The 15699-nt window shown below is 66.0% G+C and carries 17 protein-coding genes; 11 read left to right on the top strand and 6 right to left on the bottom strand.

The genetic code is table 11. The features are described from left to right. The first annotated feature begins 77 nt into the window (after window positions 1-77). Both pnuC and AC07TU_RS20350 read left to right on the top strand, forming a co-directional pair. Complete coding sequence (gene pnuC, locus AC07TU_RS20355; RefSeq protein WP_495189762.1) at window positions 78-728, top strand: nicotinamide riboside transporter PnuC; 651 nt, start codon at window positions 78-80, stop codon at window positions 726-728. Then, window positions 725-1246: an AAA family ATPase gene (locus tag AC07TU_RS20350; RefSeq protein WP_495189761.1), complete on the top strand. Its 522-nt coding sequence runs from the start codon at window positions 725-727 to the stop codon at window positions 1244-1246. Before pnuC ends, AC07TU_RS20350 begins: the two co-directional genes overlap by 4 nt. A gap of 7 nt (window positions 1247-1253) precedes the next feature. On the opposite strand, the gene AC07TU_RS20345 is transcribed toward AC07TU_RS20350, so the two are convergent. The 4 genes from AC07TU_RS20345 to AC07TU_RS20330 form a co-directional block, all read right to left on the bottom strand. Then, the gene (locus tag AC07TU_RS20345) at window positions 1254-1730 is read right to left on the bottom strand and encodes a protein-tyrosine phosphatase family protein (RefSeq protein ID WP_495189760.1); all 477 of its coding nucleotides are present in this window, start codon (window positions 1728-1730) and stop codon (window positions 1254-1256) included. Window positions 1731-1734: 4 nt separating this feature from the next. Next, a complete protein-coding gene (locus AC07TU_RS20340) occupies window positions 1735-2688 on the bottom strand; it encodes a YncE family protein (RefSeq protein WP_495189759.1) in 954 nt (317 codons plus the stop codon). A gap of 113 nt (window positions 2689-2801) precedes the next feature. After that, window positions 2802-3770 (bottom strand): CsgG/HfaB family protein, encoded by a 969-nt coding sequence (locus tag AC07TU_RS20335; protein ID WP_495189758.1) that lies wholly within the window; start codon window positions 3768-3770, stop codon window positions 2802-2804. Window positions 3771-3934: 164 nt separating this feature from the next. Then, entirely contained in the window at window positions 3935-4402 is a 468-nt protein-coding gene (locus AC07TU_RS20330; protein WP_495189757.1) for a SixA phosphatase family protein, read from the bottom strand. A gap of 66 nt (window positions 4403-4468) precedes the next feature. On the opposite strand from AC07TU_RS20330, the gene lepA reads away from it, so the two are divergent. Beyond that, window positions 4469-6277, top strand: coding sequence for a translation elongation factor 4 (lepA, locus tag AC07TU_RS20325; protein WP_495189756.1), 1809 nt, complete (start codon window positions 4469-4471; stop codon window positions 6275-6277). Window positions 6278-6317: 40 nt separating this feature from the next. Here lepA and AC07TU_RS20320 read toward each other — a convergent pair whose 3' ends face one another. Continuing rightward, a complete protein-coding gene (locus tag AC07TU_RS20320) occupies window positions 6318-6872 on the bottom strand; it encodes a cytochrome b (RefSeq protein WP_495189755.1) in 555 nt (184 codons plus the stop codon). Window positions 6873-6939: 67 nt separating this feature from the next. After that, complete coding sequence (locus AC07TU_RS20315; RefSeq protein WP_495189754.1) at window positions 6940-8334, bottom strand: helix-turn-helix domain-containing protein; 1395 nt, start codon at window positions 8332-8334, stop codon at window positions 6940-6942. A 103-nt stretch (window positions 8335-8437) separates the two neighbouring features. Between AC07TU_RS20315 and AC07TU_RS20310 the strand changes: the two genes are divergently transcribed. The 8 genes from AC07TU_RS20310 (at window position 8438) to bioB (ending at window position 15609) form a co-directional block, all read left to right on the top strand. Continuing rightward, window positions 8438-9964 carry an acyl-CoA carboxylase subunit beta gene (locus tag AC07TU_RS20310; RefSeq protein WP_495189753.1) on the top strand — a complete coding sequence of 509 codons (1527 nt, stop codon included), beginning with the start codon at window positions 8438-8440 and terminating at the stop codon, window positions 9962-9964. Next, a complete protein-coding gene (locus tag AC07TU_RS20305; protein WP_495189752.1) occupies window positions 9961-10221 on the top strand; it encodes a hypothetical protein in 261 nt (86 codons plus the stop codon). The genes AC07TU_RS20310 and AC07TU_RS20305 overlap by 4 nt, the downstream gene beginning before the upstream one ends. Then, window positions 10218-10637 (top strand): methylmalonyl-CoA epimerase, encoded by a 420-nt coding sequence (gene mce / locus AC07TU_RS20300; RefSeq protein WP_495189751.1) that lies wholly within the window; start codon window positions 10218-10220, stop codon window positions 10635-10637. The genes AC07TU_RS20305 and mce overlap by 4 nt, the downstream gene beginning before the upstream one ends. A 122-nt stretch (window positions 10638-10759) precedes the next feature. Further along, window positions 10760-11536: an enoyl-CoA hydratase-related protein gene (locus AC07TU_RS20295; RefSeq protein WP_495189750.1), complete on the top strand. Its 777-nt coding sequence runs from the start codon at window positions 10760-10762 to the stop codon at window positions 11534-11536. Beyond that, a complete protein-coding gene (locus tag AC07TU_RS20290; RefSeq protein WP_495189749.1) occupies window positions 11533-12129 on the top strand; it encodes a histidine phosphatase family protein in 597 nt (198 codons plus the stop codon). Before AC07TU_RS20295 ends, AC07TU_RS20290 begins: the two co-directional genes overlap by 4 nt. Then, entirely contained in the window at window positions 12126-14264 is a 2139-nt protein-coding gene (gene scpA / locus AC07TU_RS20285; RefSeq protein WP_495189748.1) for a methylmalonyl-CoA mutase, read from the top strand. The genes AC07TU_RS20290 and scpA overlap by 4 nt, the downstream gene beginning before the upstream one ends. Next, window positions 14261-14617, top strand: coding sequence for a hypothetical protein (locus AC07TU_RS20280; protein ID WP_495189747.1), 357 nt, complete (start codon window positions 14261-14263; stop codon window positions 14615-14617). Before scpA ends, AC07TU_RS20280 begins: the two co-directional genes overlap by 4 nt. After that, entirely contained in the window at window positions 14614-15609 is a 996-nt protein-coding gene (gene bioB / locus AC07TU_RS20275; RefSeq protein ID WP_495189746.1) for a biotin synthase BioB, read from the top strand. Before AC07TU_RS20280 ends, bioB begins: the two co-directional genes overlap by 4 nt. Window positions 15610-15699 lie beyond the last annotated feature (90 nt).

Here is a 15699-nt window from a genome sequence, read left to right as displayed (position 1 = left end):
CCCCCCCCCCCCCCCCCCCCCCCCCCCCCCCCCCCCCCCCCCCCCCCCCCCCCCCCCCCCCCCCCCCCCCCCCCCGCGTGGATACCGAGCCTAGCGGCGAATGCGCGCAGGGCAAGGCTCTCGACGCGGGCAATTTCCTGCGGCATGCCAAGGGCATGAACCCGTTAGAGGTCGCTGCATCGCTGTTGCTGCTTGCCAATATCGCGCTGGTCGCGCGGCGGAGCATCTGGAACTATCCCTTCGCGATCGCGGCGGTGACGCTCTACGGCGTGCTGTTCTTCCAGACCCGACTCTATAGCGACATGCTGCTGCAGGTCTTCTACGTCGCGCTCAACCTCTATGGCTGGATGAACTGGTCGCGATCGAAGGCCGATGCCGGGGAGGTCGTCGTCCTGACGCTCGACTGGCCTGCGCGGATCGGGTGGCTGGCCGGATGCGCCGTGCTGACCGGCGGCTGGGGATGGCTGATGCACCGGCTGACCGATGCGGCGATGCCGTGGTGGGACGCGGGCGTGGCGATGACCAGCGTCGCAGCGCAGATCCTGCTCACGCGCCGCTATCTCGAGAACTGGGTGTTGTGGATCCTGGTCGATATCGTGGCGATCCCGCTGTTTGCGGTACGCGGACTGTGGCTGACCTCCGGCGTCTACGCGATCCTGCTCGGTCTCTCGATCTGGGGATTGATCGACTGGTATCGCGCGCATGCCCGGCGTAGGGCGGCCGCATGACGCCACGTACGATCTGCCTCCACGGCCCCGAAAGCACCGGAAAATCGACGCTCGCCCCCCGGCTCGCTGCGCATCTCGGCGGCGAGGTGGCCGAGGAATATGGCCGCGAATATGCCGAGGCGCGCGGCATCGACTTCACGATGCAGGATCTGGTCGAGATCGCGCGGACGCATGATGCCGGGGTTCAGACAATGCTCGCCGCTGGGCTGACGCCGCTGATCCTCGACACCGATCCGCTGATGACCGCGGTGTGGGCCGACATGCTGTTCGGCAAGCGCGATCCGTGGTTCGAGGCCTGGAACGACACGGCGGACCTGTATTTGCTGTTCGACATCGACCTGCCCTGGGTTGCGGACGGCACGCGGATGTTCGGCGAGCCCGAACAGCGGCAACGCTTCTTCGACCTCTCAAAGGCAGAGCTTGAGCGCCGCGGCGTGCGCTGGGCGCTGGTCAGCGGCGAGGGCGAGACGCGGTGGCAGAGCGTGCTGCGCGCGGTGGAGGCAGCAAGCCGGGTCTAGTCCTGGACTAGGGAGTCAGTGCAAGAACCCAGTTTCGTTGGGCTTCGGTGTCGGGAACCGGCAGACCGCGCGCTTCGCCAATAGCAGCCAGAGCCTGGGCCGGACTGACTCCGTCGCTGACCAGCATGGCGGCGGCCATGATCGACGACCGGCCGATCCCGGCGCGGCAATGGATCGCGACAGGCTTTCCTGCCGCCCCCGCGGTGGCGGCGAAGCGCACGGCCTTCGCCGTATCCACCGGAAGGCCCCGGTCTGCGATGGGGAGGGACAGGAACTCGATACCGTTCTGAGCACACAGAACCGCTTCGTCTTCCAGCCCAAGATCGGCCACCTCCTCGGGTTCGAGCAGGCTGATCACGAGCGCGACGCCCGAACGTTTCCAGTGCGCAATCTCGTCTTCCAGCCAGTCGCCTGCGCGCGGGCGTGCCATGATGGCGAGTCGTCGACCGGTGCCGCTGTCGATCCAATAGAGGTCCGACGCCATCGTGCTACTTGACGGTCGTCACCGCGAGGCCATCGCCGTTCTTGCCGACGTCGATGCGACGCAGCACCTTGCCGGTACCGGCGTCGATCTCGGCGATCTGGTTTCGCATGGTCTCGGCGGCGTAGAGACGCTTGCCATCGCTCGACCAGATCAGCGTGACCTGTGCAGCGGCGGGATCACCCGAGATCGGGAAGCTGCGCAGCACGCTGTGAGTCGCGGCGTCGATCAGCGTAACACTGCCCTTGTTGACGTTGCTGGTCGCGATGATCTTGCCGTCGGGGCTGGCGATGACGCGGATCGCGTTGCCGTCGATCGCGAGCTCGCCAAGCTTCTCATAGGTTGAGGCGTCGAAGACGCTGAGCCGCGGTGCGGTGAGGTCGCCGACGAAGACCTTGCCGCTCGCGACCGCGATGCCCTCGGGCTTGCCGCCGATGGTGAGGTCGCGGAGCTTTGTGTTGGCCTTGAGGTCGAGCACGCTGACCGTGCCCGATCCGATATTGGCGACGAAGGCGCGTTCCTCGCCGAGCAGCGCGACCATGTGCGAGCCCAGTTGCCCCGTGGCGATGGAGGTGATTTTGCCGTCGGGTTCGACGATCGCGACCGAATTGCTGCCCTCGGTCGTCGCGATCAGGCGTTCGCTCTTCGGCATCCAGAGTAGGCCGTGCGGGCGCTTGTTGGGCGAAAGCTCGATCGTCGCGACCTTGCCCAGCGGGTCGAGGTCGATGATATCGATGGTCGTGCCGCCATAATTGACCACCGCAGCCTGGGTGCCGTCGCCCATCACTGCGATCTCGTGCGGCTGGTTGCCGGTCGGAAGCTTGGCGAGCTGCTTGCCGTCGGCAAGGTCGTAGATGCCGAAGCTGTCCTCGCCCTTGTTGCCCACGAGCAGCAGGTCGCGGGCGGCGGCGGGGAGGGCAATGGTGGTGGCGAGCAGGGCAGCGAGGAACAGGCGGCGCATGGGTCTCTCCGGTTCTGGCGGCGGGAGACTGGTCATTTCGGGTGAGGCCCGCAAGCGGAAAGGCCCGCTCCATCGGGTGGAACGGGCCTTTGCCGGAGATTGCGGGGACTGTCTTAGAGCGACGGCGCCAGCCCGGTGTTGAGCACCCAGCCGACATTGTCGTTCTCGTCGGCGACTTCCCACCACAGGCCATTCTTGTTGCCGGTCGGATAGACGATCGCGCCGGCCGGGAGCGTGCGGATCACCTTCGCTGCCGCAGCCGCCGATACGCGCATCGCGACAGGACGCTGGGCGGTGAAGGTCTTGGCCGGGGTCGCCTGTGCGGTACCCGCGTCGCCGGCGCGGACCAGCCCGAGCTCGGTCACCAGCTTGGTATAGGCCTGAATGAACGACAGGGTGACGATGCGGCCGATATCGGTGTTGTCATAGCCGCCGCCGACAGCACCCACGCCGCCGCCGAGGAAGCCGACACCGGCGCCGCCGCCGAATGCGAGGCTGTTCTTCGCGGCATAGCCTTCGGTCGTGGCGATGGTTTCAGTCGTGCGGACATTGGTCACCGAGAGGACGGTGTTGGCTTCCATCTTCTTGCTGCCGATGCCGGCGGCAAGGCCGCCGAGCCGTCCGCCGATCAGGCCGCCGATGAGGCCGCCGGCACCACTGCCGCTGACGTTGCTGTTGGCGCCCTGAATTTCGGCGACCATGACATAGTCGGCGGCCTTGATCTGGCCCTGGCCGACATTCGCACCGCGCTGGTGACCCAGATTGCCGCCAATTGCACGCTCGCGCTCAGCCGCCTGCAGGCCCGAGCCGCGATCGACCAGGTTGAAGCAGCCCGAACGCTGGATCAGAACCTTGAGCAGCTTCTGCGGCGGGGCCAGCGAATACTGCGTCCACGGACGGGGATCGTCGCCATCGACGACCGAGATGGTGCCGAGCTTGCGGAAGCAGCGCGGCACATCCTGAATCGTCTGCTCCTGAAGCTTCTGGCCGCCACTGGGCTTGGCGAGTCGCTGCGCTTGGACCGGGCCGGTGAGGCAGAGCGCGAGCGCGGTGGTGGCAACGAGACTCCGAACGATTCGCATGAACAATCCTCCATCGCGGGCTTCTGCGCCCACTGCTTTATGCGCTGAACCGCCGGACGAGACCGGCTGTGCAGCTGAGACACGGTTGTACTGGAGGCTGACGCCTCCCCCTGTGCCGCTGCCACTACCAAATTGGCGGTGCGTGCGTCATGCGAAAATTGTCCTTAAGGACTGATCCTAAAGCGTTCCGCCTTGCCGCGGTGTATCGTCCAGACATCCCCGAAGTCCTCGTGCTTCAGTTCCGCAGGCCGTTCACCGCCAAGTTGTTGGACGATATCCGGGACGGTGTTGCTGTGGCCGACGATCAGGACCGGCGCCTTTGCGGCCCTGGCGCGCGCGACGATGGCCGGTGTGTCGCGCGGGTCGTAGGTCTCGACCGCGATGCCACGCGCCGTGGCGAGCGGGGCTGCGGTCTGGCGGGTGCGCTTGAAATCGCTGACGTAGATCGCCTTGAGCTTCTTGCCCCTGAACCATTTGGCGAGCTTTTCGGCGCGCGCGGTGCCTTGCGGAAGCAGGTCGGGATCGCGCTCGCCGGCGGGCGTATCATAGTGGCGGGTGACATAGATTGGAGGTTCCTTCGCCAGCGCGGGCGCGGCGAGGAAACAGGCGAAAGCGAGGAGCAGGTTGCGCATTGGTACAGGCTGTCGTGCTGCAACCCACTTCGCAAGACCCTTTACCCCTGCTAGGCGCGCGGAATCATGGCAACCGAACTCTCCCGTATCCGCAACTTTTCGATCATCGCGCACATCGACCATGGCAAGTCGACGCTGGCCGATCGCCTCATCCAGCGCACCGGTGGACTCACCGAGCGCGAGATGTCGAGCCAGGTGCTCGACAATATGGATATCGAGAAGGAGCGCGGCATCACCATCAAGGCGCAGACCGTGCGCCTCGACTGGAAGGGGCCGGACGGCAAGGACTATGTCCTCAACCTGATGGACACGCCGGGGCATGTCGACTTCGCCTATGAGGTGAGCCGTTCGCTCGCCGCATGCGAGGGCGCGCTGCTGGTGGTGGACGCGGCGCAGGGCGTCGAGGCGCAGACGCTCGCCAACGTCTATCAGTCGATCGAGCACGACCATGAGATCGTGCCGGTGATCAACAAGATCGACCTGCCGAGCGCCGAGCCGGAGAAGGTCAAGCACGAGATCGAGGAGGTCATCGGCCTCGACGCGTCGAACGCGGTGCTGGCGAGCGCCAAGGCCGGAATCGGCATCGACGAGATACTGAATGCCGTCTGCGAACGTATCCCGGCGCCCAAGGGCGACCCCGATGCGCCGCTGCGGGCGATGCTGGTCGATAGCTGGTACGACCCATATCTGGGCGTCGTCATCCTCGTCCGCGTGATCGACGGGACGATCAAGAAGGGCCAGCAGGTCAAGTTCATGCAGTCGGGCACGACGCATCTGATCGACCGCGTCGGCTGTTTCCGGCCCAAGATCGAGAATCTGCCGGACCTCGGCCCGGGCGAGATCGGCTTCATCACCGCCCAGATCAAGGAAGTGGCGCAGGCGCGCGTCGGTGACACGCTGACCGACGCCAAGAAGCCCGCCGCCGAACCGCTGCCGGGCTTCAAGGAAGTCCAGCCCGTGGTCTTCTGCGGTCTGTTCCCGGTCGATGCCAATGACTTCGAGAAATTGCGCGAGAGCATTTCGAAGCTGCGGCTCAACGACGCCAGCTTCTCGTTCGAGATGGAGACTTCGGCGGCCTTGGGCTTCGGCTTCCGCTGCGGGTTCCTGGGCCTGCTGCATCTGGAGATCATCCAGGAGCGGCTGATGCGCGAATATGATCTCGACCTGATCACCACCGCGCCGTCGGTGGTCTATCAGATCGAGCTGACGCATGGCGGTGGACATATCGAGTTGCACAACCCGGCCGACATGCCCGAGCCGAACAAGATCGAGAGCATCGCTGAGCCGTGGATTCAGGCGGTGATCTATGTGCCCGACGAGTATCTCGGCTCGATCCTGAAGCTGTGCCAGGACCGGCGCGGTATCCAGCAGAACCTGACCTATGTCGGCGGCCGCGCGCAGGTGACCTATGAACTGCCGCTCAACGAGGTGGTGTTCGACTTCTACGACCGGCTGAAGTCGCTTTCGAAGGGCTATGCCAGCTTCGACTATGAGCAGATCGGCTATCGCGAGGGCGACCTGGTGAAGATGGGCATCCTCGTCAACGAGGAGCCGGTGGATGCGCTGAGCATGATCGTCCACCGCGCCACCGCCGAAGTGCGCGGGCGCGGCATGGTCGAGCGGCTCAAGGAACTGATCCCGCGCCATCTGTTCAAGATTCCGATCCAGGCGGCGATCGGCGGCAAGGTGATCGCGCGCGAGACGATCAGCGCGATGCGCAAGGACGTCACCGCGAAATGCTATGGCGGCGACGCCACCCGCAAGCGCAAGCTGCTGGAAAAGCAGAAAAAGGGCAAGGCGAAGATGCGCGAGTACGGCTCGGTCAGCATCCCGCAGGAAGCCTTTATCGCTGCGCTTCGGATGGGCGAGGAATAAGGTCCGGCGAGCGGCGCTCGCCGAACCTCTCGGCCCTTAGCTAGCCGCGCGGGGCGGGCGCCCGTACCCCGGGAGTCATCCGCGCCATCACCTCGTCGCGGATGAGGTAGTGGTGGCGGAATGCCGCCCCGATATGGACCAGCAGCAGCACGATCGCGGCATAGCCGAGGATCTCGTGCGCCTCATGCCCGAAGTCCGACATCGCCTCCGATACCGGCAGATAGGGAATGTCGAACAGGCCGAACCAGGTGAGCGGCCGGGGTTTGGGTCCCGAGGACATCGCCCAGCCCGACAGCGGGATCGCCAGCATGAAGGCATAGAGCAGGAAGTGCGAGACATGGGCGGCGGTCCGCTCCCAGCCCGCCATATGCGCGGGCAGGCGCGGGGCGGGGTGGGTGAGCCGCCAGCCGATCCGGGCGAGCGTCAGGACGAGCACCGTGATACCGATCGCCTTGTGGATCGGCATGATCCGCCACTCGCGCGGCAGGCTGTCATGCGCCAGGCCATAAGCGAGATTGAAGATCAGCAGCGCCGCGATCAGCCAGTGAAGCAGGATCGCGCCGCGTGAGTATCGTACCAACGCTGTGTCCGCCATTCGCACGCTCCCTTCCGGTTGAAGCCAATGGTTCTGCCGTGCCCGAAGCGTCGCGTCGAGGGCCTCGCTAGAATTCGTACGGCACCGGCGCGCGCACGTCGGGATCGATGCGGATCTCGCTCGCCGCCGGGGGAAAGGCGCGCTGGTCGCAATCGGTGCGCGGGCAGATGCGGCAGCTGGTGCCGATCGGCGTGGCGATGCCGCCGGTGCGCAGGCTGTCGGCATAGACGAAGTCTGCGGCATGCGCCTCCTCGCACCCCAGCGCGACGGCGTAGCGGCGCGGGGGGCGGGCGTAGCTCGCCGACGGCTTGACCAGCCCCTTGGCCATCGAGACGTAGCGTGCGCCGTCGGGCATCTCGGCGAGCTGGACCAGGATGCGGTCGGGGATCGCCACCGCCTCATGCACCACCCAGAGCGGGCAGGCGCCGCCGAAGCGGGCGAATTCCAGCCGGGTGGCCGAGTGGCGCTTGGTGATATTGCCCGCCATGTCGACGCGGCAGAAGAAGAAGGGAATGCCCTGCGCGCCGGGCCGCTGGAGGGTGGAGAGGCGGTGGCACGCCTGTTCGAAGCTGGTGCCGAAGCGCTGGCGGAGGCGGTCGATGTCGTGGCGGACTTCGCGCGCGGCGTCGCGGAAGCGGGTATAGGGCATCAGCAGCGCGCCCGCGGCATAGTTGGCGAGGCCGAGCGAGAGCAGCTCGCGTGCGGCGGGGGAGGAAAGGCCGCTTGCCTCGCTCACCGCGCGCATCTCGTTGCCGAACTCCAGCACGGCGAGGCGGTGCGCGAGCAGGAAGGTGCGGCTTTCGGGCGGGAGGACGCCGCTCAGGACGAGGCGGCGATTGTCGGCGGCGAAGCGCGAGAGACGAGTGTCATCGTCGCGCGCATCCTCGATCCTGACGCCATGCCAGCCGCGCAGCCGGTCCTCGATGCCACGCGGATCGTCGAAATCGGCCGCCAGTGCTTCGGCGGCGCGGTCGAGCGGGTCGATATAATTGCCCTCCGCCTGGAACCAGTCGCGCACTTCCTCCCATGGCAGCGATCCGGCTGTGCCTGCACCGCTCTCCACCTTGTCGTCGAGCACGCGCAGCTGCGCCTGGCTGCGGCGCCAGGCATCGTGGAGCGCGACCATGCGGCGGGTGAGGGCGGGATGCTTTTCGACCCCGCGCTGGATGGCTGCCTCGTCGATCTGGGCGATGGCGATGCTGGAATCGGTCCCCGCCTCGATCGCGCGGATAAGATCGGAAACATTGTGATCATCGCCCAGATCGCCCCACTCCTGCGGGAACTCGCGGGTGAGCGCGATCAGCACCGGCGGGGTAAGCGGGCGCTCCTCATTCTCGATCTGCGAGAGATAGCTGACCGAGACGCCGAGCCGCGCGGCCATCGCCGCCTGCGGCAAAGCGAGACGCTTGCGCAGGTCGCGGACGCGGGCTCCGGCGAAGAGGCGGCGGCGAGGCTGATCCATGGCTTCACAATATTCCGCAGATATGAACGATGCAACTTCGCAACATTGCATTTGCATGTGGCGCCGTGTCCTGTGCAGGCACGCGAGCCAAGGAGTTGCATGCATGTCTTCGACGATCGAGGAACTTGAGCGGCGTCGCGCCGCGGCACGGCTGGGCGGTGGGCAGAAGCGCATCGATGCGCAGCATGCCAAGGGCAAGCTGACCGCGCGCGAGCGGGTCGAAGTGCTGCTCGACGAGGGATCGTTCGAGGAACTCGACATGTATGTCGAGCATAATTGCGTCGATTTCGGCATGCCCGACCAGGTGGTGCCCGGGGACGGAGTCGTAACGGGCAGCGGCACGATCAACGGCCGGCTGGTCTTCGTGTTCAGCCAGGATTTCACCGTGTTCGGCGGCTCGCTGTCCGAGCGGCACGCGCAGAAGATCTGCAAGATCATGGACATGGCGATGAAGGTCGGCGCGCCTGTGATCGGCCTCAACGACAGCGGCGGCGCGCGCATCCAGGAGGGTGTCGCGAGCCTTGCCGGCTATGCCGAGGTGTTCCAGCGCAACGTGCTGGCGTCCGGCGTGGTGCCGCAGCTTTCCCTGATCATGGGGCCGTGTGCTGGCGGCGCCGTCTATTCCCCCGCGATGACCGACTTCATCTTCATGGTGAAGGACTCGTCGTACATGTTCGTCACCGGCCCCGATGTAGTGAAGACCGTCACCAACGAGATCGTCACGCAGGAGGATTTGGGTGGAGCGGTGACGCACACCACGAAGTCGGGGGTCGCTGACGTGGCCTTCGAGAACGATATCGAGGCGCTGCTCGCGGCCCGCGACTTCGTGGATTTCCTTCCCGCCAGCAACCGCGAGCCGGTGCCCGAGCGGCCGTGCGAGGATCCGTGGGACCGGATCGAGGACAGCCTCGATACGCTGATCCCGCCCTCGGCCAACCAGCCCTATGACATGCACGAACTGATCCGGAAGACGGTCGACGAGGGCGACTTCTTCGAGGTCCAGCCGACCCATGCCGGCAACATCATCATCGGCTTTGGCCGGATCGAGGGGCGGACCGTCGGCATCGTCGCCAACCAGCCGATGGTGCTGGCCGGCGTGCTCGACATCAACTCGTCCAAGAAGGCGGCGCGGTTCGTGCGCTTTTGCGACGCGTTCGAAATCCCGATCGTGACCTTTGTCGACGTGCCGGGCTTCCTGCCGGGCGTCGGGCAGGAGCATTCGGGCATCATCAAGCACGGCGCTAAGCTGCTGTTCGCCTATGCCGAGGCGACGGTGCCCAAGATCACGGTGATCACCCGCAAGGCCTATGGCGGGGCCTATGACGTGATGGCGTCGAAGCACCTGCGCGGCGACTTGAACTATGCCTGGCCGACCGCGGAGATCGCGGTGATGGGCGCCAAGGGCGCGGTCGAGATCATCTTCCGCGGCAAGACGCCGGAAGAGATCGCCGAGCGGACTGCGGAATATGAGGCGCGCTTCGCCAACCCGTTCGTCGCGGCGAGCAAGGGCTTCGTGGACGAAGTGATCATGCCGCACTCGACCCGCCGCCGCATCGCACTGGGCCTACGGAAGCTGAGGAACAAGGCCCTCGAGAATCCGTGGAAGAAGCATGACAATATTCCGCTGTGAGTGACCTCCTCGCCGTACTTCTGGGCTGCCTCCTGGTGCTCGGGGCGATTGCGGCGCTGGTTCTGATGCGCGCGAATGAGGCCACAAGATCGGGCGAACTACGGTATTGGATGAAAGGCCAGCATGAGGAGCTGGTCATTCGTCGCGAGGACGACCCGGTCCGGTTCGAACTGGAGATCAAGATATTGCGGGCAGTGCCCTGGTTTGGCTTTGGAGCGCTTGCACTGACAGTCTCGATGTTGGGATATTTCGTATGAAACTCGGCCGCCTCAATCATATCGGTGTCGCCACGCCCTCGATCGAAGCATCGATCGCCTTCTATCGCGACGTGATGGGCGCGGAGACGATCCGCACGCCGTTCGACCTGCCTGCGCAGGGCGTGAAGGTGTGTTTCGTCGATACGCCCAATACGCAGATCGAGCTGATCGAACCGCTGGGTGATGCCTCGCCGATCCACGGCTTCCTCGCCAAGAACCCGGCGGGCGGGCAGCATCATGTGTGCTATGAAGTGCCCGATATCCACGCAGCCAAGGCATGGTTCGAGGCGAAGGGTGCGAAGGTGCTGGGCGAGCCGCGGATCGGTGCGCACGGGACGCTGATCTTCTTCGTCCATCCGAAGGATATGGGCGGCGTGCTGACCGAGATCATGGAGTCGCCGCGTGAGAGCCACTGACCGTCACCCCGGCCTTGTGCCGGGGCCCACCGGGCGGCAGGCGATGCGGCCGACGTTGAAGGTAGCGCGCGTGGATGGGTGGACCCCGGCACAGGGCCGGGGTGACGGCGAGGGGTTGGGACATGTCTGAGGATACCGTCCTCTACGACTTGACCAACGGCGTCGCGACGATCCGGCTGAACCGGCCGGAGCGGCTCAACGCGGTCACGCCGGACATGCTGATCCTGCTGCGCGATACGCTGTGGCGCGCCGCGGACGAGGGCGCGCGCGCCGTGCTGCTGACGGGCGAGGGGCGGGCCTTCTGCTCAGGCGCCGATCTGGCGGGGCGGAGCGACGGGCCGAACGACAGCGGCGCGAATGTCGAGCGCTTCTACAATCCAGTGGCCGAGGCGCTGTCGAAGATTCCGGTGCCGGTCGTCACCGCGGTCAATGGCCCTGCGGCAGGCGCGGGGGCAGGGATGGCGCTGGGCGGCGACATCGTGGTGATGGCCAAGTCGGCCTACATCCTGCTCTCCTTCTCCAACATCGGGCTGGTCCCCGATTGCGGCGTCACCTGGCTGGTCGCCAAGTCGGCCGGGCGGGCCAAGGCGCTGGAGATGGCGCTGCTCGGTGAGCGGCTGAGCGCGCAGGAAGCGAAGGACGCCGGCCTCGCTGCGCGGGTGGTCGAGGACGGCGAACTGATGGCGACCGCGCAGGGCATCGCCGCGGCGCTCGCAGCCAAGCCGACCGTCGCGCTCGCGATGATCCGCGATCAGGTGAAGGCGGCGCTCAACAGCACGCTGTCGGAGACGCTGGGGACCGAGGCGAAGCATCAGCGCATCGCCGGGCGGACCGAGGATTTCCGCGAGGGCGTGACCGCGTTCCTCGAGAAGCGTGCACCGGAGTTCAAAGGGCGGTGACCATCGCCTATTATCTTTCGCACCCGCAGGTGCAGATCGATCCCGCGGTGCCGGTGCCCGAATGGGGGCTGTCGGATGCCGGCCGCGCGCGGCTGGCGGCGCTGGCGGGGACGGGCTGGCTGGCATCGGTGCGGCGGATCGTGTCGAGCGACGAGCGCAAAGCGGTCGAGACAGCGGAGGCGCTCGCGCCGATGACCGATGGCGCGCAGGTCGAGATATTGCCGGACTTCCACGAGAATGACCGGTCGGCGACCGGCTTCCTGCCGCCCGCCGAGTTCGAGGCGACGGCCGACGCCTTCTTCGCCGCACCCGAGCAGTCGGTGCGCGGGTGGGAGCGGGCGGTTGACGCGCAGGCGCGGATCGTCGGCGCGGTCGATGCCGCGCTGGCGGACGCGGACGCGCCCGTGCTGTTCGTGGGTCATGGCGGCGTCGGCACTCTGCTCAAATGCCATGTGAAGGGCGAGCCGATCGCCCGCGCAGCAGATCAGGCCGCGGAGGGCGGTCATCCCGGCGGGGGCAATGTCCACGCCTTTTCCATCGTGGAGCGCCGCCATCTGTTCGGATGGACCGCGCTCGAACAGGTAGCATCATGACCGACAAGCCCGATCTCGACGCGTGGAAGGCGCTGTCCGACAAGGAAGTGAAGGGCCGCGACCTGACCTGGCGCACGCCCGAGGGGATCGACGTCAAGCCGCTCTATACGGCGGAGGACGTGACCACCGATCCGGGGTTGCCGGGCTTTGCGCCGTTCACGCGCGGGGTGCGCGGATCGATGTATGCGGGGCGGCCCTGGACGATCCGGCAGTATGCCGGCTTCTCGACCGCCGAGGAATCGAACGCCTTTTATCGCCGCAACCTCGCAGCGGGTCAGAAGGGACTGAGCGTTGCCTTCGATCTGGCGACCCACCGCGGCTATGACAGCGATCACCCGCGCGTGCCGGGCGATGTCGGCAAGGCGGGTGTCGCGATCGACAGCGTCGAGGATATGAAGATCCTGTTCGACGGCATCCCGCTGGGCGAGATGTCGGTCTCGATGACGATGAATGGCGCGGTGATCCCGATCCTCGCCTTCTTCATCGTCGCGGGCGAGGAGCAGGGTGTTCCGCGCGCGCAGCTCGACGGGACCATTCAGAACGACATTCTGAAAGAGTTCATGGTCCGCAATACGTACATCTACCCGCCCGAGCCGAGCATGCGGATCATCTCCGACATCTTCGGCTACACCTCGCGCGAGATGCCGAAGTTCAACAGCATCTCGATCTCCGGCTATCACATGCAGGAGGCGGGGGCGACGCAGGTGCAGGAGCTGGCCTTCACCATCGCCGACGGTATGGAATATGTGAAATACGGGGTCGCGAGCGGCCTCGACATCGACAAGTTTGCCGGGCGGCTGAGCTTCTTCTTCGCGATCGGCATGAACTTCTTCATGGAGGTCGCCAAGCTGCGCGCGGCGCGCGTGTTGTGGCACCGTGTGATGACGAAGCTCGGCGCCAAGGACGAGCGCAGCAAGATGCTGCGGACGCACTGCCAGACCTCCGGCGTCTCGCTGACCGAGCAGGATCCCTACAACAACGTCATCCGCACGACGATCGAGGCGATGGCTGCGATGCTGGGCGGGACGCAGAGCCTGCACACCAACGCGCTCGACGAGGCGATCGCGCTGCCCACCGACTTCTCCGCCCGGATCGCGCGCAACACGCAGATCGTGATCCAGGAAGAGACGGGGATGACCAAGGTCGTCGATCCGCTCGGCGGCTCCTATTACATCGAGAGCCTGACCCAGGAGCTGGTCGACAAGGCGTGGGCGATCATCGAGCGCGTCGAGGCCGAAGGCGGGATGGCCAAGGCGGTCGCCGCAGGCTGGCCCAAGGCGATGATCGAGGAAGCCTCGGCCGCCACCGCGGCACGGATCGACCGCGGCGAACAGGTGATCGTCGGGGTCAACAAATATCGCAAGGCCGAGGAAGACCCGCTCGACATTCTCGACGTCGACAACCACGCGGTGCGCGAGGCGCAGATCGCGCGGCTCAAGCGGATCAAGGCTTCGCGCGACCAGGCTGCATGCCAGGCGGCGCTCGACGCGCTGCGCGAAGGCGCGCGGGGCAGCGAGAATCTGCTGGCGCTTGCGGTCGAGGCCGCGCGGCATCGCGCCACGCTCGGCGAGATCAGCCTCGCGATGGAAGACGTGTTTGGCCGCCACGGCACCGTGCCGACGCCGGTGTCGGGCGTCTATGGCGGTGCCTATGCCGAGGATGCGCGCTGGGAGCGGCTCAAGGACGGGGTTGCCGCGACCGAACGGCGGCTGGGCCGCAAGCCGCGGATGCTGGTCGCCAAGATGGGGCAGGACGGGCATGACCGCGGCGCCAATCTCGTCTCCTCGGCGTTCGGCGATCTGGGCTTTGAAGTCGTGCCGGGGCCGTTGTTCCAGACCCCGCAGGAAGCCGCCGAGCTCGCGATTGCGGAGAATGTCGACGTGGTCGGCGCCTCCAGCCTTGCCGCGGGGCACAAGACGCTGATCCCGCAGATGATCGGGCATCTCAAGGATGCCGGACGCGGGGACATCAAGGTGATCGCAGGCGGGGTGATCCCGGCGCAGGACTATCAGTTCCTCCGCGACGCCGGGGTGCAGGCGATCTTCGGACCCGGAACCAACCTTGTAAATGCCGCCGCAGACGTGTTGACGCTGCTCGGGCATAATTTGCCGCCCGAGGAGGACGCCGCGGAATGACCGACGAGAATGAGCCCGAAAAGGGCAGCACGGAGCTGCCGTTCGCGCGCGCCTATGATTTCTTCAAGCACATGACCGGGATCTCACTGATCTCGATCGGCGGTGTGTTCGCCTTTGTCGATGGCTCGGCGGCCAAGATCGATCCGGTAAAGCTGGTGGTGATCATGGGCTTCATCTGCCTGGCGGGCGTGGTGAGCCTGCTTCAGGCCTTGACGCTTGCCAGCCTCGAAAGCCAGTCCGTGCCGCATGACAAGCTCGCCCGGCAGGTCAAATACGGCCAGATTGCCGCGACCGGCCTGCTGATGGTTGGTCTCGGCGCCTTCATTCAATCCTTCACCAAGGTGATCCTGTGAGCGTTCGTAACGACTGGACCCGCGAGGAGATCGCGGACCTTTTTGACCTGCCTTTCCCCGAACTGCTGTTCCGCGCCGCCGAGGTGCACCGCGCACGGTTCGCGGCGGACGAGGTGCAGCTTTCGACCCTGCTCTCGATCAAGACCGGCGGTTGCCCCGAAGACTGCGGCTATTGCAACCAGTCGACCAGCGCCGAGACGGGTCTCAAGGCCACCAAGCTGATGGATGTGCGCGCGGTGCTGCAGGCGGCGGCGCAGGCAAAGGACAATGGCTCGTCGCGCTTCTGCATGGGTGCGGCGTGGCGCAACCCCAAGGATCGCGACATGCCCGCCATCCTCGAGATGGTTAAGGGTGTGCGCCAGATGGGCATGGAGACCTGCATGACGCTGGGGATGCTTAGCGAGAAACAGGCCGGGATGCTCGCGGAAGCGGGGCTCGATTATTACAACCACAATATCGACACCTCGCCCGAGCGCTATGCGGAGGTGATCACCACGCGGACCTTCGAGGATCGGCTCGACACGCTCGAGCATGTGCGCGAGGCGGGGATCAACGTCTGCTGCGGCGGCATCGTCGGCATGGGCGAGACGCGCGGCGATCGGGTGGGCTTCATCCATGCGCTGGCGACCCTGCCCAAGCACCCGGAGAGCGTGCCGGTGAACGCGCTGGTCCCGGTCAAGGGCACGGTGCTGGGCAACATGCTGGCCGACACGCCGCTGGCGAAGATCGACGAGATCGAGTTCGTGCGCACCGTTGCGGTCGCGCGGATCACGATGCCGGAAAGCATGGTGCGCCTGTCCGCAGGTCGCGAGAGCATGAGCGATTCCACGCAGGCTTTGTGCTTCATGGCGGGCGCCAATTCGATCTTCACCGGCGACAAGCTGCTCACCACCGGCAATGCCGGCGACGACAAGGATGCGGCACTGTTCGCGCGGCTGGGCATGCGGCCGATGCAAGGCGAGGTGAAGGTCGAGCTGGAGGCGGCGGAGTGAGCTCTTCATCCTACCGTCATGCTGAACTTGTTTCAGCATCCATCTCTCCACAGGCGACTGAGCCGCGTGTGGCACGATGGACCCTGAAAC

This window comes from Sphingomonas sp. GW821-FHT03E12 (assembly GCF_059420685.1).
Note: the sequence above shows the minus strand (reverse complement) of the source record. Positions and strands in the feature narration are given on the sequence as shown.